General features: G+C 54.0%; 17 protein-coding genes and 1 pseudogene. 13 read left to right on the top strand and 5 right to left on the bottom strand.

What is annotated here, in order from left to right:
- The coding region (locus F4V58_RS13085) for a transposase (protein WP_150385759.1) at positions 1-173 on the bottom strand (173 nt) is incomplete at its 3' end.
- Between the two features lie 192 nt (positions 174-365).
- On the opposite strand from F4V58_RS13085, the gene F4V58_RS08520 reads away from it, so the two are divergent.
- Positions 366-1,597 (top strand): IS3 family transposase gene (locus F4V58_RS08520; RefSeq protein WP_169833283.1). Its coding sequence is split into 2 segments (ribosomal slippage): positions 366-651 and positions 651-1,597, totalling 1,233 coding nucleotides; the frame shifts between segments, so codons are not numbered across the junction.
- Between the two features lie 127 nt (positions 1,598-1,724).
- On the opposite strand, the gene F4V58_RS08515 is transcribed toward F4V58_RS08520, so the two are convergent.
- Together F4V58_RS08515 and F4V58_RS08510 are read right to left on the bottom strand one after the other, a co-directional pair.
- A complete protein-coding gene (locus F4V58_RS08515; RefSeq protein WP_075735093.1) occupies positions 1,725-2,939 on the bottom strand; it encodes an AbiH family protein in 1,215 nt (404 codons plus the stop codon).
- A gap of 403 nt (positions 2,940-3,342) precedes the next feature.
- Positions 3,343-4,503, bottom strand: a complete 1,161-nt coding sequence (locus tag F4V58_RS08510) for an integrase core domain-containing protein (RefSeq protein WP_245802975.1) — start codon at positions 4,501-4,503, stop codon at positions 3,343-3,345.
- A gap of 384 nt (positions 4,504-4,887) precedes the next feature.
- Between F4V58_RS08510 and F4V58_RS08505 the strand changes: the two genes are divergently transcribed.
- From F4V58_RS08505 to panC, 10 genes and pseudogenes are all read left to right on the top strand, one after another.
- Positions 4,888-6,000 (top strand): DUF262 domain-containing protein, encoded by a 1,113-nt coding sequence (locus F4V58_RS08505; RefSeq protein ID WP_075735091.1) that lies wholly within the window; start codon positions 4,888-4,890, stop codon positions 5,998-6,000.
- A 378-nt stretch (positions 6,001-6,378) separates the two neighbouring features.
- The gene (locus F4V58_RS13080) at positions 6,379-6,612 is read left to right on the top strand and encodes a transposase (RefSeq protein WP_169833316.1); all 234 of its coding nucleotides are present in this window, start codon (positions 6,379-6,381) and stop codon (positions 6,610-6,612) included.
- A 34-nt stretch (positions 6,613-6,646) separates the two neighbouring features.
- Positions 6,647-8,638, top strand: coding sequence for a site-specific DNA-methyltransferase (locus tag F4V58_RS08495; RefSeq protein WP_075735087.1), 1,992 nt, complete (start codon positions 6,647-6,649; stop codon positions 8,636-8,638).
- Positions 8,639-8,789: 151 nt separating this feature from the next.
- Positions 8,790-10,646, top strand: a complete 1,857-nt coding sequence (locus F4V58_RS08490) for a site-specific DNA-methyltransferase (protein WP_075735085.1) — start codon at positions 8,790-8,792, stop codon at positions 10,644-10,646.
- A gap of 2 nt (positions 10,647-10,648) precedes the next feature.
- The gene (locus F4V58_RS08485) at positions 10,649-13,252 is read left to right on the top strand and encodes a DEAD/DEAH box helicase family protein (protein WP_075735083.1); all 2,604 of its coding nucleotides are present in this window, start codon (positions 10,649-10,651) and stop codon (positions 13,250-13,252) included.
- Positions 13,253-13,353: 101 nt separating this feature from the next.
- Positions 13,354-14,067 carry an ABC transporter transmembrane domain-containing protein gene (locus tag F4V58_RS12885; protein WP_245802974.1) on the top strand — a complete coding sequence of 238 codons (714 nt, stop codon included), beginning with the start codon at positions 13,354-13,356 and terminating at the stop codon, positions 14,065-14,067.
- Between the two features lie 9 nt (positions 14,068-14,076).
- Positions 14,077-14,979 carry an ATP-binding cassette domain-containing protein gene (locus F4V58_RS12880; protein ID WP_245802973.1) on the top strand — a complete coding sequence of 301 codons (903 nt, stop codon included), beginning with the start codon at positions 14,077-14,079 and terminating at the stop codon, positions 14,977-14,979.
- 38 nt (positions 14,980-15,017) lie between these two features.
- A pseudogene (locus tag F4V58_RS13075) lies at positions 15,018-15,482 on the top strand (ABC transporter transmembrane domain-containing protein); the annotation flags it as partial.
- Positions 15,483-15,922: 440 nt separating this feature from the next.
- Positions 15,923-16,141, top strand: coding sequence for a hypothetical protein (locus F4V58_RS08470; protein ID WP_150385758.1), 219 nt, complete (start codon positions 15,923-15,925; stop codon positions 16,139-16,141).
- A 137-nt stretch (positions 16,142-16,278) separates the two neighbouring features.
- Positions 16,279-17,106 carry a pantoate--beta-alanine ligase gene (panC, locus tag F4V58_RS08465; protein ID WP_150385757.1) on the top strand — a complete coding sequence of 276 codons (828 nt, stop codon included), beginning with the start codon at positions 16,279-16,281 and terminating at the stop codon, positions 17,104-17,106.
- Positions 17,107-17,220: 114 nt separating this feature from the next.
- Here the strand turns inward: panC and F4V58_RS12545 are convergent, their stop codons facing one another.
- Positions 17,221-17,373, bottom strand: a complete 153-nt coding sequence (locus F4V58_RS12545) for a hypothetical protein (RefSeq protein ID WP_169833315.1) — start codon at positions 17,371-17,373, stop codon at positions 17,221-17,223.
- A gap of 220 nt (positions 17,374-17,593) precedes the next feature.
- On the opposite strand from F4V58_RS12545, the gene F4V58_RS08455 reads away from it, so the two are divergent.
- Both F4V58_RS08455 and F4V58_RS08450 read left to right on the top strand, forming a co-directional pair.
- The gene (locus F4V58_RS08455; RefSeq protein WP_075736647.1) at positions 17,594-18,046 is read left to right on the top strand and encodes a Panacea domain-containing protein; all 453 of its coding nucleotides are present in this window, start codon (positions 17,594-17,596) and stop codon (positions 18,044-18,046) included.
- 332 nt (positions 18,047-18,378) lie between these two features.
- Positions 18,379-19,119, top strand: a complete 741-nt coding sequence (locus tag F4V58_RS08450; RefSeq protein WP_075735075.1) for a MerR family transcriptional regulator — start codon at positions 18,379-18,381, stop codon at positions 19,117-19,119.
- 256 nt (positions 19,120-19,375) lie between these two features.
- Here the strand turns inward: F4V58_RS08450 and panB are convergent, their stop codons facing one another.
- The gene (panB, locus tag F4V58_RS08445) at positions 19,376-20,200 is read right to left on the bottom strand and encodes a 3-methyl-2-oxobutanoate hydroxymethyltransferase (RefSeq protein ID WP_075735073.1); all 825 of its coding nucleotides are present in this window, start codon (positions 20,198-20,200) and stop codon (positions 19,376-19,378) included.
- Positions 20,201-20,620 lie beyond the last annotated feature (420 nt).

The raw sequence follows: 20,620 nt of genomic DNA, 5'->3' as shown, positions 1-20,620 counted from the left end.
GCTGCGGCACGCGACATTGTGCCGTACTCCCGACGCCAGCGGCTCAACGTTGCCTCCGAGATCTGGAGCTCACGGCAGATTTCTGCGTTGGTCTTTCCTGCTTCGGAAAGCTTGCTTGCCTTCTCCAGACGCACAACAATCTGCTCCGGGGTGTGCTTCTTAAATTTCCTCATATGACCATTCTCCTTGTCTTCAAGGCCTACTATGGCACACGCTCAAGTTTACCGGTCCGAATATCCCAGCCCACACCAGATCTTGAGCATCACTTCAATGATGGCCTTATCCTGCACAGCCCGGGCACTAGGCCCCCGTGACTGAAGTGGGCTGAGTTTTGTTCCCGTTGGATAGAAGGGAAAATGTAGGTTATGCCAAAGAAATTTGATCAGCAGTTTAAGGATCGGGCGGTTCGTCTGATTGAGGACCGGATACTGTCCGAGGGTGAGTCTGTTGCGGATGCGTGCAAGACGGTGGCCCCTCGGTTGAACATATCGTGGCATACTGCCAGGGTGTGGGTTCAGCAGGCTCGGCGTGATGGTTCAGTCCAGCGTGCTGAGGAAGACGTGATTGAAGAAAATATGCGGCTTCGCCGTGAGAATCAGCAGCTGCGTGATACCAATGAGCTGCTGAAACTAGCGTCAGCTTTTTTCGCGTCGGAACTCGACCCGCAACGTCGGAAATGATTCGGTTCATTGACACCTACCGTGATCAGTTCTGTGTCGAGTTCATCTGTAAGACGTTGAATGACCACCATGAGGGCGGTTTTATCACCCCACGTGGCTACCGGATGCACAAGTCACGGGGGCCTAGTGCCCGGGCTGTGCAGGATAAGGCCATCATTGAAGTGATGCTCAAGATCCATAAGGAAAATTATGGTGTCTACGGGTACCGCAAAATGTATCATGCGCTGCGCCGCGAAGGAATTGATATCGGCCGTGATCGCACTGCACGTCTGATGCGGCTAGCTGGCATTAGTGGCAAAGGCAAAGGCTCATCACCTAAAACTACACGGCCTGCCCGCAGGGAGGATACCCGCCTGGACCTGGTCAATCGTGAGTTCACAGCGGATGCACCCAATCGTTTGTGGGTGGCAGATATTACCTACGTGGGCACGAGGAAAGGGTTTGCGTACACGGCTTTTGTTACTGATGTTTTCTCCCGCAAGATTGTCGGATGGGCCACGTCAAAGACGATGAGCACCGAGCAGTTGCCGTTGCAGGCGCTCAAGCAGGCTCTCGCTAATGCTGATGATACTTCGCAGCTTGTGCACCACGCTGACCACGGTAGTCAGTATGTCAGCGTCGTGTACGGAGATACCTTGGCTAAGCATGGAGTTCTTTCTTCCACTGGGACGGTGGGAGATTCCTATGACAATGCGATGGCCGAAAATGTCAACGGGTCGTACAAAAATGAAGCTATTAATGATAAGGAATGGGAGGATGAATTTGAGGTAGAGATTGCAACGTTTGAGTGGGTGTCATGGTGGAATGAAGTTCGTCTTCATGAGGCACTGGGCTACCGCACTCCACTGGAAGTTGAGGCCGAATATTGCAGCCAAAACCAGCTTCCTGAAATAATGGAAACCAAGGTAAATTGCTAGGAACAAACCAAAGGCCACTTCAGTGGGGTTGCCCGCAAGTTCCGGACAGGATCCTAAAGGGTGTGCAGGCCGAAGCTGGGAAAAATCCTTCCTAGTGACTCCCCGTCAACCACGTGACCGTAGTCACCTAATTGGAGGTACTGAGGAAGAATCTTGGAGTGAAGTCGTTGTAGGTAACTACGTGAATGCGACTCGCCAGGTATTCTGCCGGTTCAGTGCCGGGATTGTAGCCGGCCGCCCGGCAGAACTCTTTGACCGTCGACTCAGGGGTTTCGTTGGGCCCGCATGTCCGGCGATAGATTATTAGTTCAGGCTCAAACTCCCTCGCTCGATCGTCGGCCTGTGCGTCCTTAGCTGCATCGATGAGTTCCGATGCTATGTGGCGCCACCACCAGCCATCACTGCTCCCGATAGATGAGCCAAATATGATAAAAAGATCAGCCTGCTTAAAGCTAGCTTCAAACCGTTCGTTGTTCCGCCCCCAGTATGGCTTCGATAACTTATGCCTAGGATCCCGATAAGCCTTGAAGTTGTTCGGCGCATCCATTCCCAATAGGAGTGACCGAGGGATATTAAAATCTCCGTGAGGGTGCACTACTGAAGTTAAGATGTAACCGGAATATCCGATATCATCTACGTTGTTGGGGTGTATATATCCTAGGGGATCGTTGCGGAAGAGAAAGTGTGTATCAACGGTCTTATTCTTTAGGGGATTAAATTGTTTCTTATCAAGGAAAATGTAGTTGTCTAAGAGTGGGGTATAGTTAAAATTAATGAATTGAAAATTAAATAGATAATAATGATTTATGGAACTGGGAAATTTCATAGAAGTGAAGTCAGTACGGTCCGTAATGTCGCCTAGAAATGAGGATAAGCTACGGCTGCTCCAACCGTGTTCCTCAGTGTCAGAACTGAGTTTTTGGAGAAGATCTGGGGTTATTATCGATTGCAAGAATTCTACAAACTCTTGCTGTACAGCCTGTAAATCTGACTGCAGTTGATCCATCCCCACATGATTTGAGTTGACTAAATTGCTAATATGGTATTCGATGTCGCTCCAATTCTCGTGCCCATCCTCACTCTGGCTTATTGCGTACTCTCGTTGCATGGCACTGAATATGCAGTTTGATTGTTCAAAATTTCTGGTCTGTAAATATTTATAGAATGCGCTATAAGTCGTCTGGTGGTCTGCAGGGTATTCATATTTTTGAAGAATCTGTAAGTCGAATCCGTTACCAACAAAAACCATTATATTGTGCTGACGTTCGAGCCTGGAAAATTGCTCTTTTGAATATCGTGAAAATCCAGTTAGCTGATTTTGCTCGTCGGGAGTCCAGGGCATTGTATTCTTTCCGTTGTCGGGTCTTTGGTAACACCGTGGCCACACTTTCGGCGGTGTTTCGTACTGATTCAGGAACCGGTCCCAATGGGGTCGAGATCTAGACGCACTTTCAATTAGTATACATGGAACGGCCAGGATTTTGGTGTGTAATCCTAGCTCACGAACAATGTCATAGCTCTTTTCGCAGATCCTGCGGGGTCTTAGGTACCGGATTCTTGGTCGGTGGATTGGGCGGCGAAGCGTTTCTCGGCTTCATCGTGTTTGCGTTGCCAGTGGGCTGATGGGTCTTTGAGCCCGGCTCCTTTGACGTTGTAGGAATTGAATTATCTCGGACTGTCGCTGATTCCGATTAGTGGCAGCGGAAAACTCATAATAATTTCTCCGTTATCTGCATCCCAGTAGGTCAGTTCATCTTCGGTGAGGTTGCGGATTTAGTACTTGCCCGAATATCTTGCGGAACCGAGATGCGACGCCCCCGGAAGAAACCTGCACGGTTATGGTGCGTTATTTCCACAGCGTATGCCAGGTCCTCACCGGTGTTGTCACCGCCATCGCCATTAGCGGCGAAGTTAGCGGCCTGGTCAAGTCCAGCTTGCTCTTGGCGATATTTCTGGCCTTTGTTGAGCGCGGGCTTTTCGCCAGTGTTGACGATAGGGTCTGTGGTCACCGCTTGGCGGCGTTGACGCCGGTATTTAGCTACTACGGCTGCCAGATAGGAGGGATCTAGGGGTGGCTGAGGTTCGGCGTACTCCATGAGTTCCCAGGCCTGTTCAGGGGTCGCAGGAGGCGTTCCTAGGCCCTGATGCGGACGCGGGGTGTTGTAATGCTCGCGGTAGGTGGCGATAAGCTCTTCGGTCTGCTCAAGGGTGGTGGGCCGATGGGCGTCGAGGAACCGGACGAGCGTGGTGTGACTGCGCTCATTTTTGCCTTGCGTCTGGGGGTGTCCGGGGCGCCCAGGAATTGGTTTACAGCCCTGTGATGCCACATAAGACTCCAATGGCCCGATTCTTCCTTGCCTGAGCTGGTTGAACGCTGACCCATTATCGGTCAACAGTTCATTCGGGGCACCGTAGCGCGCAATAGCGCGGGCAACCACATCGACGGCGTCTGCGCTATTTTCGTTGGTGACGTAGGCGGCGGTTCCTATGTCCTTGCGTGTGGCGTCGTTGATGAGCTGGTAGATGGTAATAGCCGTGCGCTGTTGAACGTAAAGGCGGTATTTCAGGCCATCTAGCTGCCATAGTTCCATGGTTTTGCCGCGCTGGAAGCGCAGGTAGGAAGATTTCGGGCGCTTGCGGGGATTGGACTCTACTTCCGCCTGCGTGGCGTAGCAGCCGCGCGATTGTCGACACCGATGGCGCCGGGGGGTTGTATTTTCGCCGCTTTCAATGCCAGCAAACCAGATCGACATTGGCCCATAGTCCCAGCCGGAGTCTTTGAGCCTGGAACGAATAGAAAGAAGGATTCGGGTGGTGTCTTCGCCAAAGACCCGGCGGGGATTTTTGGGCACTGGCGGAAGTGGGTGAAGTGCGGCAGCGCCTTCTTGCTCAGCCCGGTTACGCATGTTGTAAAAACTATAGGTAGAGACCTTCAGTGCCTTGCAGAACTCGGTGATGGACGGGGACTTAGGGTCGTGCGGATTAAAGTCGATGATCTTGGGAGTGTCTGGGGGAAATGGGTTTCGGCATTATCCAATCATCCACGAACCCACACTTCAAGCCCTACAGGGAGGCCCGAGATGACGCCCAGTACCGTGAGCAAAGCTATGACACATCACACACCGCCCTACCATTACTGAAAAGATGCGCGGGTCACGGTTTCCTATTTTTTGCAGGACCATAGCCCAGGCCGCTTCACTTCCGTGTGAAACAGTGTTCACGACCGTAAGCTAGAATGGGGGAGCATGGAACTATCAAAAGCCCTATAAGAAAGTCAATATCCTTAGATTATGAGTACTCGGCAAAGTGAATCCTCCGAACTTTATGATGATGAGAAACGAGAGTTTGACAACCCAATCGATACCCCAGTCGAGGTTAACTATTCTGGACAAGACTTCGATGTCCATGGCCTAGTCGGACGCCTCAACCGGGGCGACATCCTTATTCCACGATTTGGCAACAACCGTGACGATATCGAAACGGAAGGTTTCCAGCGCGGATTCGTATGGAAGAAGACACAGCAAGATCGATTTATTGAATCGATCTTGCTCGGATATCCAATTCCCAATATTTTCTTAGTCAAACAAGCAGATGAGGCACTGCTGGTGCTGGACGGCCAACAGCGACTACTCACCCTTCAACAATTTTATTCCGGAAAAACCTTTGCTGGGCGTAGATTTCTGCTTGCAAACGTGTCCGAAGAGTTCCGGGGCCGAACATACCAAGACCTTAACACTCGTTTGCGCAGGAAGCTGGACAATGCCCTCATCCAGGCAATCGTTCTATCGACCGGCTCTAGCGAGGTTGATCACCGTGCGATTTACCAAATCTTTGAGCGCCTCAATGCCGGCGGGACGCAACTTACCGCTCACGAAATTAGAATTGCTTCCTACCCCGGTAAATTAGTTGATTATATTGAAATTCTAAATTCTGATCCCAACTGGCGGTCCCTGTACGGGCCCCGAAGCCCGAGACTCCGCGACCACGAACTCGTGACGAGAATCCTGGCGATGTACCTTGACTGGAAGCACTACTCCAGACCGCTAAAAAACTTCTTAAATGATTTTATGGAGGCAGGTCTATCTAAAGAAGTATCCGAAGCTGCAGCCCTATTCACTGACGCTGCGAGATTAATCAACAATGTACAGGAAATGGGCAAGGGGCCAACTAAGCGGAGTGCATTGAAATTGCAATCTAACCAGACAAACAACTCTTGGTCGGATGCATTGTTCATCGGGGTTATGACCGGACTCTCCGAAGGAACCGTGACTCTGGGAAGCATTATTAAGGGTGTCGCGGAACTCCGATCCAGTGAGGAGTTTATCGGTGCCGCTACCGGCCCCACTTCCGATGAAAAGCACGTGACGAAACGGATGCAGCTGGCGGTGAAGGCATTCACCTAACGTTGGCTTTGATAGAAACAGGAGTAATCGTGAGGGTAGGTAAATTTGAATGAGGTCCGCCGTCAGTTGGCTGGCCTACCCCGGATAGTCATCGCACGAGCGCCGGTGATCAAAATTCCCACCCACTGAGGTGATACTATTACCGCGCCAGTTTGAATCCCCATTGGTGTTGGCTGGAATATTCGGACCGAGAAGCTTGAGCGTGTGCCGTAGTAGACCTTGAAGACAAGGGTGAAGTGGCCTTTGGTTTTGTTCCAAACGATTAACCCTGGTTTACATTATTTTAGGAAGCTGGTTCTGGCAGCAATATTCGGTCACGATTTCCAGTGGTGTGCGGTAGCCTAGCGCCTGGAGAATGCATCTAAACTTTCCGAAGCGGTGACGACTAACGCGGAAATCTGGCGTGAGCTCCAAATCTCGGAGGCAACGTTGATCAGCTGGCGTCGGGAGTACGGCACGATGTCGCGTGCCGCGGCTCGTGAGCTTGAAGCGCTCCGGAAGGAAAACGATCGCCTCAAGAGGCTGCTTGGGGGTTCGGAGTTGGAAAAAGCTGCGTATAAGGATCTCGCTGAGGGAAAATTCCAAGCCCAGCACAGTGGTCCTTATTCATAGCATAAAACGCGTGGCGACAATGTAGACTATATGCATGGCAAAAGATCGTCTCCAGCTGACATGGTATAACAAGGACAAAGCCCTAATTCCTACCCAGACGGGAAGGTACGGGTACACATGGGTCGCACCTTCTGATCCGCGGTCTTGCGAAACCCACACTCTTGTCTTCGACGATTATGCGCACGGGAAACAGTCGCCAAAAGTTGATAAGTTAAACTACTCTGACCGGGCCGACCTAGAACCACAAAATGATAACCTCCTGATTCTAGGGGAGTCTGGCGATGTTCTGGAAACTCTCACTCGGGTTCCCGAGCTTGCGGACAAATATACAGGCAAAGTTAAGCTGATCTACATTGATCCTCCGTTTAATACCGCTCAAACCTTTACTTCTTATGAGGACAATCTGGAGCATTCTATCTGGCTGACTATGATGCGCGATCGGCTGGTGCATATGCGGAAGCTCCTAGCGAGAGATGGCTCAATCTGGGTGCATTTGGACTACGCTGAAAATCACCGTATGCGCCTGCTATTGGACGAGGTCTTCGGTAGTTCTAATTTCGTGGCTGAGTTTGTATGGCAGAAAGCCGATTCGCCACGAAGTGATGTTAAGCGCGTCTCCATCGACCAGGATGTCATACTGTGTTACGCAGGTGGTGAGTCGACCCAGTTCAAGCGTATGGAACGGTCTGCGTCTGACAACGCGCGATTCAAAAACCCCGACGGCGATTCGCGTGGTATTTGGTTCAGCGACAATCGAACCGCTCCCCATTCGACAGATAGTCGAGGTATACAAGTTTCGTCAGTTTATGGGATCATTCATCCGATAACGGGTGAACGGCTCTACCCTGCACGGGGACGTCAGTGGGCCTTCAAGAGAAGCAGGATTTTATCTGCTTTGAGTCAGTACACGGAGTTTGCTGAGGTGCACCCAGATCTGAACGAAAGGTCTTCCGAGACAGGCATTCCTGTGGATCGCCTTCGCGAGGACGTCGGTGACCTAGCACCGGTAGACATGGCAAAAGCGGAACGCGAGGCAAGAGCTCGGTTGGATAGGGGCGATTGGCCTGAGTTTTTCGTTACAGAAACTAGCTTCGGTAGGAAATCGTATCCTCCCGAAGAAGGACAACCGGCCAGGTCTTGGTGGTCGAACAAACAAGTTGGACATAACCGTAGTGCCAAATCTGAAATAAAAGCTTTGTTCCCGGGAGTGACGCCCTTCTCCACCCCTAAGCCAGAACGACTACTTGAACGGATACTCTACATTGGCTCAGAGCCTGGGGATATTGTTCTCGATGTTTTTGCCGGGTCGGGTACCACCGCTGCTGTCGCCCAGAAGATGGGCCGTCGGTGGGTAACGTGTGAACTAATAGAAACTACTTTCAATGATTTCACTCGACCTAGATTGGAGAAAGTTGTCCACGATCAGGATGCCGGCGGAATAACCTTTGACAGAGAGCGTGTCGTTAAACCTTCGGCCCTCGTTCCTGACAAATTCGAAGCGGAGGATCTTCAGGAAGCTACGGATCTTCTAAACGCGATAGTAAAAAACTTTCCAGTGGATGAAGATGTTGCCGGGGCGATCGCGAAAGTCAAGAAGGTCCTTGCAACCGGTCCCTCGAAAACCCGGAACTGGCGGGGTGGTGGAGGTTTCCAAGTTGCGCATTTATCGCCGGCTTGTTTCGACTATGACCCTGAACTGGATCGGGTCTTGCTGACTCCCGATGCTACCGGCCAGGTTCTGGTTGAGTCTGTGGCCGCGAATCTCGGATTCAGGCTGCTTAATGCAGAAGATGGCTATGTTTTCGATGCACGAAAAGGCAACTCTTTTTTGAAGGTTATCGAAGGCGCAGCCACGACCGAAATCGTGGATTGGTTGGTCCCTCAGCTCCGGCCTGGAGAGACAATTGTTCTAGCTGCCACTTCGGTAATGGATGGCGTGCGTGAGTATCTGCGTAAGGCTGTGAGGGGCTCACGTGTGGTTAGCCTCCCCGACGATATATTCCGCTATAGCAGCGAAGGGGTTTAGCTGTGTCCTCGGTTTCAAGGATGCTCACATGGCAGAATCGGGGGATTCTTCCTGTGAACTGTTTCAATTTTTATAAGGCCTTGCCTCTCTCGAGTTTTGTAGCTTGTAGGTAGCATGGTTCTGGAACGTCTTAAATAGATAGGTAGGTTCGATGACAGCGAAGCGACTCGAGTTAACTTGGTTCAACAAGGATAAAGCTCTTATCCCCGCAGAGTCGGGTAGGTATGGTTACAAATGGGTCGATCCCCGAGACCCTCGATATTGCGAGACCCATACCCTGGTTATGGATGATTTTGTCCAAGCAATGCAGGCCGACAAGGATCCTGGGAAGGTTTATTCCGACAGAGCCGACATTATTCCTCAGAAAGATAATCTCCTGATTCTCGGTGAATCTGGAGATGTACTAGAAGCTCTGACCCGTGTGCCTGAATTGGCCGAAAAGTACGTCGGCAAGGTAAAACTCATTTACATCGATCCGCCATTCAATACTGCTCAAACCTTCTCTTCATATGAGGATAACCTCGAGCACTCCATTTGGCTGACAATGATGCGGGATCGGCTGCTCCATATGAAGAAGCTGCTTTCCAGCGATGGGTCAATTTGGGTACATCTTGACGACGTTGAAAACCATAGGATGCGACTATTGCTCGATGAGGTTTTCGGCACTAGCAATTTCATCACTGAAGTCTCTTGGGAGCGCGTGGACAACGCAGCCCAGCGCGATAGTAAAGGTTTGGTTGGCAGTCACGACTACATTGCAGTCTACAGCGTTAATGCGGAGAAATTTGTAGCTAATAGGCAGGAAATTACCCAGGTTCCTTCCCATTTCAACAAGCGAGACGAAGATGGAAACTGGTACTGTCTTCGAACCTTGAGGAAGACAGGTTCGGACTCAACTAGAGAATCTTCGCCGAATCTCTGGTTTGAAATCGAAGATCCTTCAGGCAATTTGGTCCTACCAATTCGTTCGGATGGGAGTGAGGGACGTTGGCGTTGGTCACGTGATAAGGTCGCTGCCGAATATGATAAAATTGATTGGATTGAAGAAAGAAACGGTCAGTTGGGTCCTTTCACACGGATCTACTTCACGCCGGGTAAAGGTGTGACTTACCACAACACCTGGCGCTACGAAGATACCGGCTCAAACAGGATTTCAAAGTCCGAAATTTCCAAGCTTTTTCCACATGTATCCCCGTTTTCCACGCCTAAACCTGAGAAACTTCTCGAGAGGATTATCCATATAGGCTCTAATCCTGGCGATGTTGTTCTTGATGTCTTCGGCGGATCAGGTACAACTGCTGCTGTGGCTCAAAAAATGGGTAGGCGATGGGTGACGTGTGAGCTACTTGAGGAGACATTTGAGACTTTTACTAAGCCCCGCCTGGAAAAGGTCATAACCAATCGCGACGGCGGTGGAATTTCTCGCTCGAAGGGGGACCGTGAGTTTGTTGCAGAATCGGGGATCGCGGAGGTCATGAGTGCGGATGAAGCTGCTAAGTTTACGCAGCTTCTAAACAAGGCTCTATCCGCTTGCCCTGAATGGAAGAAGAGTGCCGACATTAAGTCCCTGAAGAACGCGGCTAAGACTAAGCGAGTCAAGGAGATTATCCACTGGAGGGGCGGTGGCGGTTTTCAGGTTGCACATCTTTCACCTGCCTGTTTCGACTATGATGCGGAGCTAGATCGGGCTTTATTGACTCCTGCAGCAACCGGTCAGCAATTGATTGATTCAGTAGCTGCGAACCTAGGGTTCAAGCTGCTTCACTCCGGCGATGGGGTTGTCTTTGACGCGCGACGAGGCAAGGCACTTTTGAAGGTTATAGAAGGTGCAGCTTCGGTAGAGATTGTGGACTGGCTGGCAACTCAGATCCGACCAGGGGAGACGATTGTTCTTGCGGCCACAACGGTAATGGACGGCGTTCGTGAGCACTTACGTAAGACCGTTAGGGGTTCTCGCGTGGTAGCTCTGCCTGATGATATATTCCGCTATAATGAAAGTGATTTTTAATAATGGTTAAACGACTTAATATTTGTTTCGATTCGGAATTGCTGGAATCAATTAGCGCCGAGTTTTCGCTTCGTGCTCCAAATAAGGAAGCACTGCGGCAGCTGATTTTCACCCTTGATGGGGACTACGACCCGGCCCAGATACAGGTGCTCAACCTGGCGACAGGCGTGGGGAAGACATATCTGATGGCCGCTTTCGTTGAGTACCTACGTCGGCAGGGTGTGGGAAACGTTGTCATAGTAACGCCAGGTAAGACAGTGCAGTCAAAGACGGTTCAGAACTTCACGCCTGGGTCGCCTCGGTATATTATTGGTTCGCCTGTCCCGCCGGAAGTGGTCACTCCACAGGATTATTCTGCGTGGATAGCTCGCCAAAATGGCCCAGAGCAATTGGCCTTTGGGCGGGAAGTACCGGTGTTGGCCTTTATCTTCAACATTCAGCAACTCATCGCGCCAAAGAACGCCGAAGGTGACACTCGTGGAACTACCCAGGATTCGATTCAGCGGAAGCCACGAAAGTTCGACGAGCATGCCGGAGTTCTCTTTGATTACTTAAAAGAGCTAGAAGATCTAGTGGTAATCGCGGATGAGTCCCACTTGTACAGTTCCAAGGCAATTGCGTTTAATTCGGCATTGAAAGAGCTAGCCCCTGCCGCAACTGTCGGCCTAACGGCGTCTGTGGACAAGAAGACTGATCACGTAATTTTTGAGTATCCTCTCTACCGGGCTATTCAAGACAAATATGTCAAAGCACCGGTCCTCGCTTTCCGCAAGAGCGGTTATGGTACAGATGAAGACTCCGAAGAACAGCAGTTGCGGGATGCTTTGCAGCTTCGTTCTTTGAAACAGGTCCACTACGACGAGCACGCTGCAATAAATGGGCTTCCTAAAGTGAATGCCGTAATGTTTGTCGTTTGTTCGGACGTTGACCACGCCACCCAGGTTGCGGACCTGTTGCGTTCACCTGAGTATTTCGGCAAAGAAGCGGCGGTGCTACAGGTGGATTCAAAGCATGAGGATGAGTTGAGTCAGCGGAGGCTAGACGACCTGGACCGACCAGAATCGCCGGTACTTGCGGTTGTGAGCGTCAACAAGCTGAAGGAGGGTTGGGATGTCAAAAATATTGCCGTAGTAGTCACGCTGCGGGCTATGGCGTCGGAGGTTCTGACCCAGCAGACCATGGGGCGCGGACTGCGCCTCCCCTTCGGTCAGTACACCGGAAATGGTCAAATTGACCAACTTGATATTATTGCTCATCAGTCTTTTAGCGAACTTCTAGAAGCGGAGAATGTGTTGAAGCAATTTGGGTTGGAAGACGCCATTGCGGAGCACAACAAATCGGAAGTCGAGAAAGCGATCCGCAAAATTGTCGATGAGGAAGGTCGCAAGGGCGAAGCGACCCCACGAACCTCAGGCGGAGAGGAACTCCCGGCTGACAGCTCCGAAACTTCGGAAAAATTTAAATCCGGAGAAGGTCCAGGCCTAATTGACACCCCCGTTAACGTACCGGTTTCAGGGGATGACGACCCGGGTTCCCCAGGGCTCGGGTTCCGTGAGATACCCGATTCGGAATCAGGGGAAGAGTCTCAGAAAGAGCCAGAATGGAATCTAGTCACGATCGAGCGCAACCCTGCTTTCGCTGACGTTTCGTACCAGTTCCCCGTGGCAACTATTAAGATTGATCAACCTCCAGTTGAGTTGTCAGAAATAGAGGACACAAGACTGGAGAAAGCCGCTCGTCAGGTGACTTCGGCGGGTGATGTACTTTTTAGAAAGGAGATTGTCGCCGCGCTCGGTAAGGCCCTTCGAACCGAAGACCGGGAGAGCGCACAGGTTGATTCAGTTTCGATTGATGATGAGCAAGCAAAGTTTGCTTTGATAAAGCTTGTACTCAATTTGGCGCAAGTACCCAAGACAGAAGAGTCTAAACGCTACATAGAGACTTTCCTGGTTCCAAAGTTCATGCGGGAAGTTAGCTTTGAAGGATGGACAGTTAAGTCCCTGGATTCGGCTCGAAGGGAATTGCAACGGCTGGTTACGGAGCACGCAGTTGAAACGCTACGCTCCATTCGTGAATTACCAGTTATTCATCCGAAACCAATGCCGCGTGAGGGGTATTCTTTGCCGTTAGGTGAGGAAGTGCATGATCAAGTTGAGGGTAAGGACGATTTTAAGAAATACCGAGTATACGGTGGTTGGTTCAAGTCGTTGTTCGCAGAGGAATCGTTTGATTCTTTTACTGGTGAGTACCAGTTGGCGCGGTTGTTGAATACCTCTCCAAGCATCGTGTGGTGGCATCGTTTGCATTCGCAAGACAACGCACTGGTGTACTACACGCCTAAAGACCGCTATTTTCCAGATTTTGTTGCTTTAGATACAAACGGAGTGCATTGGATTATCGAGGGAAAATCAGAGAAGGGAAAGCACGACGCCCAGGTGCAAGCCAAGCGAAAGGCTGCGGAGGCTATAGTTCGGCGACTAGCTGCTGAAAAGGCCTACGAGGGGCAGAAATGGGGTTATCTCATTGCCTACGAGCAAAATATCAAAGATGCCGATTCATGGGACGATCTCAAGGCTTTCGCTAGCCCCGTTAGCAACGCCCTTTAGTCCGCAAGAAGATGAGAAGCTTGGTCCGGCAGGTATTACACCCTAAGGACTACGGCTTCCGCCCCATTGTGGACGCTACTTGGCAAGACTAGGCTGGCCCTATGAAGCTATTGCAGCGCAACAAGGACAAACCGCCGGTGCCTTATGTGTTGGGTGCAGGGGCTAGGAAGTCTATTGCCCTGGGGGTGGTGCTCTACCTCGTGGCGGTGGTGGGGATGTGCCTGAGTATTTATGGTGCGGGGCGCATTGTTGACGCGTATCCGCAGCGGCCGGGGTTGGGGCCGGTGCTGGTAGGGCCGGTGGTTGTTGCGGTGGCGTTGTGGTTGCGCGGGTGGCTGTTGGCGCGGGGTGAGGTGCGTGAGGAGTCGCTGGTGCGGCATCGGCTGTTGGGGGCGGTGTTTAAGGCGGGGCCGGCTAGGTCGGCGCGGACCAGTACTGGTGCGGTGGTGGCTTTATCCACTGAGGCGGCAGAGAAGATGATGGCCTTTAGGGCGAGGTTTGTTTCCCAGTTGGTGGCGTCTTTGACGGCGCCGCTGCTGGTCATTGCTGCGGTGGCGCTGTGTGTATCGGGGGATTTCGCGCTGGTGTTGCTAGTCATGCTGCCTATGGTCCCGCTGCTAGTGGGCGGGTTTAGGAAAGTGGCGTCAAGAGTTTCTTCTGATACCCAGGACGCGCGCAAGGACTTGGCGGCAGGCTACATGGAGTCCTTGCAGTCTTTGGTGACGCTGCGGCTGTTGGGCGTGGCGGAGGGCAAAGCGGATGAGTTGGAGGCCGCCGGGGAGCGCAACCGATTGGACATTATGCGGTTGTTATAGAGCAACCAGTTGATTTTGTTTGTCATTGACGTGACGTTTAGCGTGGCGTTGGTAACCGTGGCGGCGGGGCTTGCCATCCATGGGGTGCGCGCGGGCACGTTGAGTGAAGGCCAGGGGATTATGCTCCTGGGGTTGAGTATTTTGCTGCTGGAGCCCATGGACCAGGTGGGGGCGTTTTTCTACATCGGCATGGGAGGGCTGGGCAGCCAGCGCGGTATCTTTGGGTTCTTGCGCGGTGCGCGGGCTTCTAGTTCGGATGATTCGGTTGATGTGCCGGAGTCGGCTGATCCGGCGGTGGTGGTCCGTGACCTGCGCTTTGGCTATGACAAACCCATTTTTGATGGGGTCAGCTTTACTGTGGCCCGCGGTGCGCGGGTGGCTATTGTGGGCCGTTCCGGACAGGGCAAGTCCACGCTGTTGGCGCTGCTGCAGGGGGAGCTAGTGCCGGATTCGGGGACGGTGGCGGTGGGGGTATCGGCGGTAGTGCGGCAATCCACGTGGCTGTTTAGCGGGACTATTGCAGATAACCTGCGCTTGGCCAGGCCGGAGGCTACGGACGCGGAGCTGTGGCAGGCACTCGAGCGGGCGCGTGTGGCCGATGAAGTTCGTGCCCTGCCAGCAGGCCTTGACACCCAGCTGGGGGAGCAGGGGCTGGGGCTATCCGGCGGACAGGCACAAAGGATTTCCCTGGCGCGGGCGGTGGTGTCCGGCCGGCCGGTCATCTTGTTGGATGAGCCCACCGCGAACGTGGACTTGAGATCGGAGAGCGAGATTTTAAGCGCCATCGGGGACTTAGGGCGGGAATTCACGGTGATTATGGCCACGCACCGGGCCGGCGCTGTGGAGCATATGGACAGGGTGCTGCACGTTGAGGGCGGAAAGATTGTGGACGTTACGGGGGAGGTGCTGTGAGTTCTGTGAGTTCTGTTGGTTCAGTTAGTACGCGGGCCGTGGTGGAGTGGGTGCTGGGGATCACCCGTCCGGTGTTGGTGCCCCTGGCTTGGTCCACGGCGCTCCGGATTTTGAACCAGGTGCTGGGCATTGTGCTTTTCGTGGTACCGGCGTACGCGATTCTAAGCGGTAAGTGGGCGCTGGTGCCGGTGTTGGCCGTGATGGTGCTGACCGCAGTGGTCAAGGCCTTCCTGCGTTACCTGGAGCACTTCTGTGGTCACCTGGTGGCGTTTAAGTCCCTGGAGTTAATTCGCATTCGGGTCTTTAGGGATATCTTCCCGCAGGCGCCGGCTATTAGTGCGCGCACGGGGGAAAAGGCCGTGGGGACAGGAGATATGCTCACCCGGCTCACGCGCGATATCGGGCAGATTGAGACATTTTTTGCCCACACCACCGCGCCGGTGATATCCGCTGTGGTGGTGCCGCTGGGCGTGCTGGTGTGCGCGGCGGCGGGAACACCGGTACCGTCGCGGCCATTGCCGGCAAATTGCTTGGTGCTAAGTGGGGACTTGGCGCCGTGCCACCGGAATGGATTGACCAAATCCACGGCTACCCCGGTGTTGACCGGCCGGGAGCTTATTGGCCATCTGGAACACGGAGGCGGGCACCACAGTTCACGCTCAAACGGCGCGAAGGTGCGGAAGTGGTATGTGCCTGTTGTGCGGTTAGGCGTCCAGGGTATAAGATTCATAGCAATCGTTCAGTCCGCCCCATCCCATGGATGGGAGTGGGCTGGATCTCTCAGTAAGCCGGGGTAGTCGGGGATTAGGGAGCGTTAGCACGTGAGTTAGCGCGGTCACAACTGCCCGGTGTCGGGGAGCTAGTGCGCAAGGCCGGGCCGGTGTAAGCAATTGCATAAGAATTGGCTTTCTAAAATTGAGGGCGAAACGCTAAACTATGGGGCATGTCTTCCTCCCATTATCATGCAGTCAAAAGTGTTCCCCTCGAAATGGATGAGCTCCGCTTGGTCGAAAGGCTGACCCTGCCCGGCTCTGCTGAGCACAAGGCCCTTGGAAAGGTTATCGGTGAAGTCTCCGATCAGCTCACTGAGAAAGAAGCCCTGGCTATCCTGGTGCGCCTTGGCGCTGAGACCGTCAACCGCGAGCTTGGGGATAGCAAGTAACTCCCTGCGGGCAAGAGCCGAATAACTTTCAACAAACCAGCTGGGTGAGCTCCTAGCTGGCTGAATTTTTGTCGTGGTCAAATAACCGGGCTGGGCCGGTGGACACTAGGATTATCTCCGTTGAAAAGGAGATGTCAATGACTACTGTTCTACGCACGATTGCGGAGGTGCGCGCGCACCGCGCAGGCCACACCGGGCCCTTTGTTTTAGTACCCACCATGGGGGCGCTGCACGCAGGCCACCTGAGCCTAGCCGCCCGCGGACTAGAGATTCCCGGTGCCACGGTGATGGCCACCATCTTCGTCAACCCGCTGCAATTTGCGGAAGGCGAGGACCTGGAGGCTTATCCGCGGACGGTGGAAGAGGACATCGGCAAGTTAAGCGAGCTGGGCGTGGACTACGTGTTCATCCCGCGGACCTCGGAGATCTACCCGCACGGTACTCGCACGGTCATTCACCCCGGCCCAGCCGGGCAAACGCTGGAGGGCGGATCTAGGCCCACGCACTTTGCGGGCGTGCTCACGGTGGTCAACAAGCTGTTTAACATCACCCGGCCCACCCACGCCATTTTTGGGGAGAAGGACTACCAGCAGTTGGTGCTCATTAGGCAGATGGTAGAAGACCTCAACATGGAGGTGGAAATCATTGGTGGTCCGATTGTGCGCGAGGATTCCGGCTTGGCCATGAGCTCCCGGAACAAGTACCTGAGTGCAGATGAAGCCGCCCAGGCGGTGGCTCTGTCCGAGGCCCTGGCGGCAGGCGCTGAGCACACTAGCGTAGACGAGATTCTGGCGGCGGCGCGGGAACGCATTGCGGCGGAGCCGGCAGCCAAGCTGGACTACCTGGAACTGCGTTCCCCAGACTTGGGCGAGCCGCAGGTGGGGGAGAACCGCCTGCTCATTGCCGCCCAGGTGGGCAAGCCGCGGCTGCTGGATAACCGGGCGGTGTTTGTGGAGCAGTTGTAGCACGCGGGCTTAGTCCCCAGTACGTTAGACACCGCTGGTATTGCTCCGGTGATGACGTCTGCGCTCCCGGGCGCGGCGACGAGCGCGCACGGCCGTGGCGAAGGCGTAATCTTCCTAGGAGAGTTCAGCAGCTACGCGCTGGTAGGCTGCCTCCAAACAGGTTTCGGTTGTATTTAGGCCGGGCTTTTCCTGCCCTTGGACATCGGCTGTGTTGCTGGGAGCCTTTGCCCCGGCGCCGGTGCCTGGCCGTGGTGTCTTTTCATCCATGCGGCCAACGTAACAAGGCGAGCCACTCTGTGGAACTCCCTGGGCTGCGGACTCACTATAAACGGGGGTGGTGCGCCCGGGCGGTTTTCCCATGTCCGCGCCTAAAATTGGGTTGGGAATATCGATGCCCATCGTGCAGCTAGCAGTCAAAGGGTGGTTCGGCGATAATAGACGGCAAAGGGTTGTGAATAGCCAGGGTTCAAAGGGGAGGAAGGTACTCGTGGCCAGTGTTTCTGACGTAGCGAAGTACATCGTAGAGCGCCAACAAGGCACAATCAGCACCCTCAAGTTGCAGAAGCTCGTGTACTACTCACAAGCCTGGAGCTTGGTTTGGGACGAAAAGCCTTTGTTCGTTTCCCCGATCGAGGCTTGGGCAAACGGGCCGGTGATTCCAGATTTGTACGACCTTCACCGCGGTTTCTTCACCGCGCACCCCGACATGTTCAAAGGTGATTCCAGCTGCCTGACCGACGCTGAACGTGAAACAATTGATGTAGTGCTTGGTGCCTACGCCGATTTATCGGGTCAGCAATTGAGCGACCTTTCGCACAGCGAGCGTCCGTGGCGTGAAGCCCGGGAGGGCGTGCCCGAAGGGGCGAAATCCGGTAGCAAAGTGAGCCTTGACGTCATGCAGGAGTACTACAGCGGTATCCACGCTGCGAGTGCTGACTAAGGACTTTCACCGGAGGGAAAGGCAGGCGGCATGAGGCTGGCAATCGACATTAAATTGTTCCAGGAGGTTGGTTGGAGCGGTCCAGTTTTTGGTAGGGCTTTGGACGCCGTTGGCCGGGTAATTCTGGGTAGAGGGTCACCCCTGTCTCTGGTGGGGAAACAGATGGTGGATTTCTGGCAAGCCCAGCCGCGTTAGGGATTAGTCCTTGCTACCAGCGTTTTTAACTGACTGTGAGGGGGTGCAGTAAGTTTGATTCCAGTAAACGTAGTGTGCTTTTGCTCAGTTGTTTAGATATCTGAGCCTGCCAAAATCTTCCCTCGAAGGAGTACCCCATGGTTAAACGTTATATCGCCGCGGCGGCTGCAGCCACCGCTTTATCCGCCACGGTTGCCGCCCCCGCCAGTGCGGCTGAGGTTCACATTGCAGGAGACAAGTGCACCCTGTCCTATGACGCTAAGGAAGCCGGGCTCATCAAAGAGCTCCAGGAAACTGCCACCTCCGACGACCGGAAGGAAACAGTAGCAGACATAGTCAACCCCGACCTGGAGCTGTCAAAGATTGACGCGGAAAAGGAGTTCTTGGCCAAGCAACGCGAAGCCGTCAAAGCTCAAATCGCTGTGCTCAACGAGGAACTTGCCAAGGAAGACAACGATGAAGAAAGTCGTGTTTATGCGCAGGAGTTGCTAAAGATCTACAAGCCGCTTGACGCTTTCATCACGATAAAGGACGATGCAGTGCGCAAGTGTACCGCTGTTCAAGCCAGCCCCGCCGACCCGGCCTCACCTGCGCCCAAGCCCGCCGACCCGGCCTCACCTGCGCCCAAGCCCGCCGACCCGGCCTCACCTGCGCCCAGCCCCGCCGACCCCGCTGAGCCAACCCCAGGCCACAAGCCAAGCGCCACTGGTTCTGATTTGTCCTCCGCAGACGGCAAACCCAATGCCACCGGTATCGCCCTTATCGCGGGTGGAGCAGTGACCGCAGTGCTAGCCCTGTTGGCCGCAGGCCTTCATTTCCTGGCACCAATGCTCCCACCGCAAGCTAAAGCAGTTGTTCCAGCCTTCTTCTTAAAGTGACAAAAGCTGAACGCTGGGCCCTGCTGTGAGTGAACCTCCCAAATTTAGGATATGGCACCGCAGCAGGGCCCTCTTCGGAAAGCGGAGTCTTCTGGAGGCGGTTATACCAAAAGCAGCGAACAAGAAGCCAGACGAACCACCAGTAGGGTAAGCAAAATCGTGGTCTGAGCCGTCTCTGGAATGCTACCCAGGCACCGTTTTGGACGGAACTATTCCATAAGCCTTGCTGTGGTGGGCCTATGATTTGTGCGTTTGTTTAGAAAATCTCATCTTTGCCCGGGAAGTCGCCTTCTACGACGGCCTTCTTGTAGTCTGCCGCAGCTTGGGTGAGCGCCTGGCCCACCTGGCCGAAGGCGCGGACGAACTTTGGGCGGTGGCCGCCCGGGAACATGGTGGCCATGTCATGCCAGACCAGTACCTGCGCGTCAGTGCCCGCGCCGGCACCAATGCCTACGGTGGGCACCGGACAGGACTCTGTTATCTCCGTGGCCAGCTCCGCCGGAACCATTTCGAAGACCACCATGTCAGCGCCGGCCTCTACGACGGCGCGGACGTCATCACGGACGGTTTGGGCGGCATCGGCACGCCCTTGGACCTTGAAGCCTGAGAGATTATCCACCGACTGGGGCGTAAACCCGACGTGCGCGCACACGGCCAGACCCGCGTCCTTAAGTGCCTTGATACGCGGGGCCATGCGGCGCCCACCCTCAAGTTTGACCACGTGCGCTCCACTCCGGTGGATAAGCTGGGTAGCGGTGGCAACACACTGGGAATCGGAGGCCTCATACGTGCCGAAGGGCAGATCCGCCACTACCAGTGCGTTGCCGGCACCGCGGACTACGGCTGCGGCCAGGTACGCCATCTCATCCAAGCTGATACGCGTAGTGGAGTCATAGCCGAAGACCACGTTGGCGGCAGAATCACCCACCAGGAGACACTCCACGTCCGCGGCGGAAAACGCCTTGGCCGTAGGGTAGTCATACGCCGTGAGCATGGCCCACGGGCGCTCACCCTTGAGGGCTTTTAAGTCAGCAATACGGATCTTTTTCTGCGGGGTCAGGTAGCCGGAGTCCTTAGTCATAATGGGGATAACTATAGCGGGCTTTGACTGCGGGACTAGCGCTTGGGGAGGAAATCAACCAAGCTCCACGCAGGAAACAATAGCGGCCGGCAACGAGGCGGAACCGCCCTGCTTCCGGGGCCCGCAATCTGCCTGATTGACACGCCGGGAAGCCGCTAGAAACCGGCCCACGGGAAAGCGGCGACGAAGGTGCTTTCTGCGGTGTATGGCACGCGGAGCAGAAAGCACCGAAACCACAGGGGCCTTTTGATTTGTTCCTGACGTTCTACCCCCGGTTTCCATTGTTGCAGGAAGCAGGCTCCTTGCTTCCATACCCCGCCGCAGATTCCTACTAAGAAGAGCTTTCTACCCGGAGCACAATAGCCGAACAAGTCAGCAATGCGACTAGCCCGCCTCAGCCTGTGGGCTCTCATACTTCGC

The organism is Corynebacterium phocae, from assembly GCF_008693075.1.
Lineage (GTDB): Bacteria > Actinomycetota > Actinomycetes > Mycobacteriales > Mycobacteriaceae > Corynebacterium > Corynebacterium phocae.
The sequence above is the reverse complement of the archived record's forward strand: the minus strand, read 5'-3'. Positions and strand labels throughout refer to the sequence as shown.

Excerpts from the sequence above, each read along its gene's own strand:
- F4V58_RS08515 (WP_075735093.1), bottom strand. The coding sequence starts at position 2,939 with ATGCCCTGGACTCCCGACGAGCAAAATCAGCTAACTGGATTTTCACGA.
- F4V58_RS08510 (WP_245802975.1), bottom strand. The coding sequence starts at position 4,503 with ATGCGTAACCGGGCTGAGCAAGAAGGCGCTGCCGCACTTCACCCACTT.
- F4V58_RS08505 (WP_075735091.1), top strand. The coding sequence starts at position 4,888 with ATGAGTACTCGGCAAAGTGAATCCTCCGAACTTTATGATGATGAGAAA.
- F4V58_RS08495 (WP_075735087.1), top strand. The coding sequence starts at position 6,647 with ATGGCAAAAGATCGTCTCCAGCTGACATGGTATAACAAGGACAAAGCC.
- F4V58_RS08490 (WP_075735085.1), top strand. The coding sequence starts at position 8,790 with ATGACAGCGAAGCGACTCGAGTTAACTTGGTTCAACAAGGATAAAGCT.
- F4V58_RS08485 (WP_075735083.1), top strand. The coding sequence starts at position 10,649 with ATGGTTAAACGACTTAATATTTGTTTCGATTCGGAATTGCTGGAATCA.
- F4V58_RS12885 (WP_245802974.1), top strand. The coding sequence starts at position 13,354 with ATGAAGCTATTGCAGCGCAACAAGGACAAACCGCCGGTGCCTTATGTG.
- F4V58_RS08470 (WP_150385758.1), top strand. The coding sequence starts at position 15,923 with ATGTCTTCCTCCCATTATCATGCAGTCAAAAGTGTTCCCCTCGAAATG.
- panC (WP_150385757.1), top strand. The coding sequence starts at position 16,279 with ATGACTACTGTTCTACGCACGATTGCGGAGGTGCGCGCGCACCGCGCA.
- F4V58_RS12545 (WP_169833315.1), bottom strand. The coding sequence starts at position 17,373 with ATGGATGAAAAGACACCACGGCCAGGCACCGGCGCCGGGGCAAAGGCT.
- F4V58_RS08450 (WP_075735075.1), top strand. The coding sequence starts at position 18,379 with ATGGTTAAACGTTATATCGCCGCGGCGGCTGCAGCCACCGCTTTATCC.
- panB (WP_075735073.1), bottom strand. The coding sequence starts at position 20,200 with ATGACTAAGGACTCCGGCTACCTGACCCCGCAGAAAAAGATCCGTATT.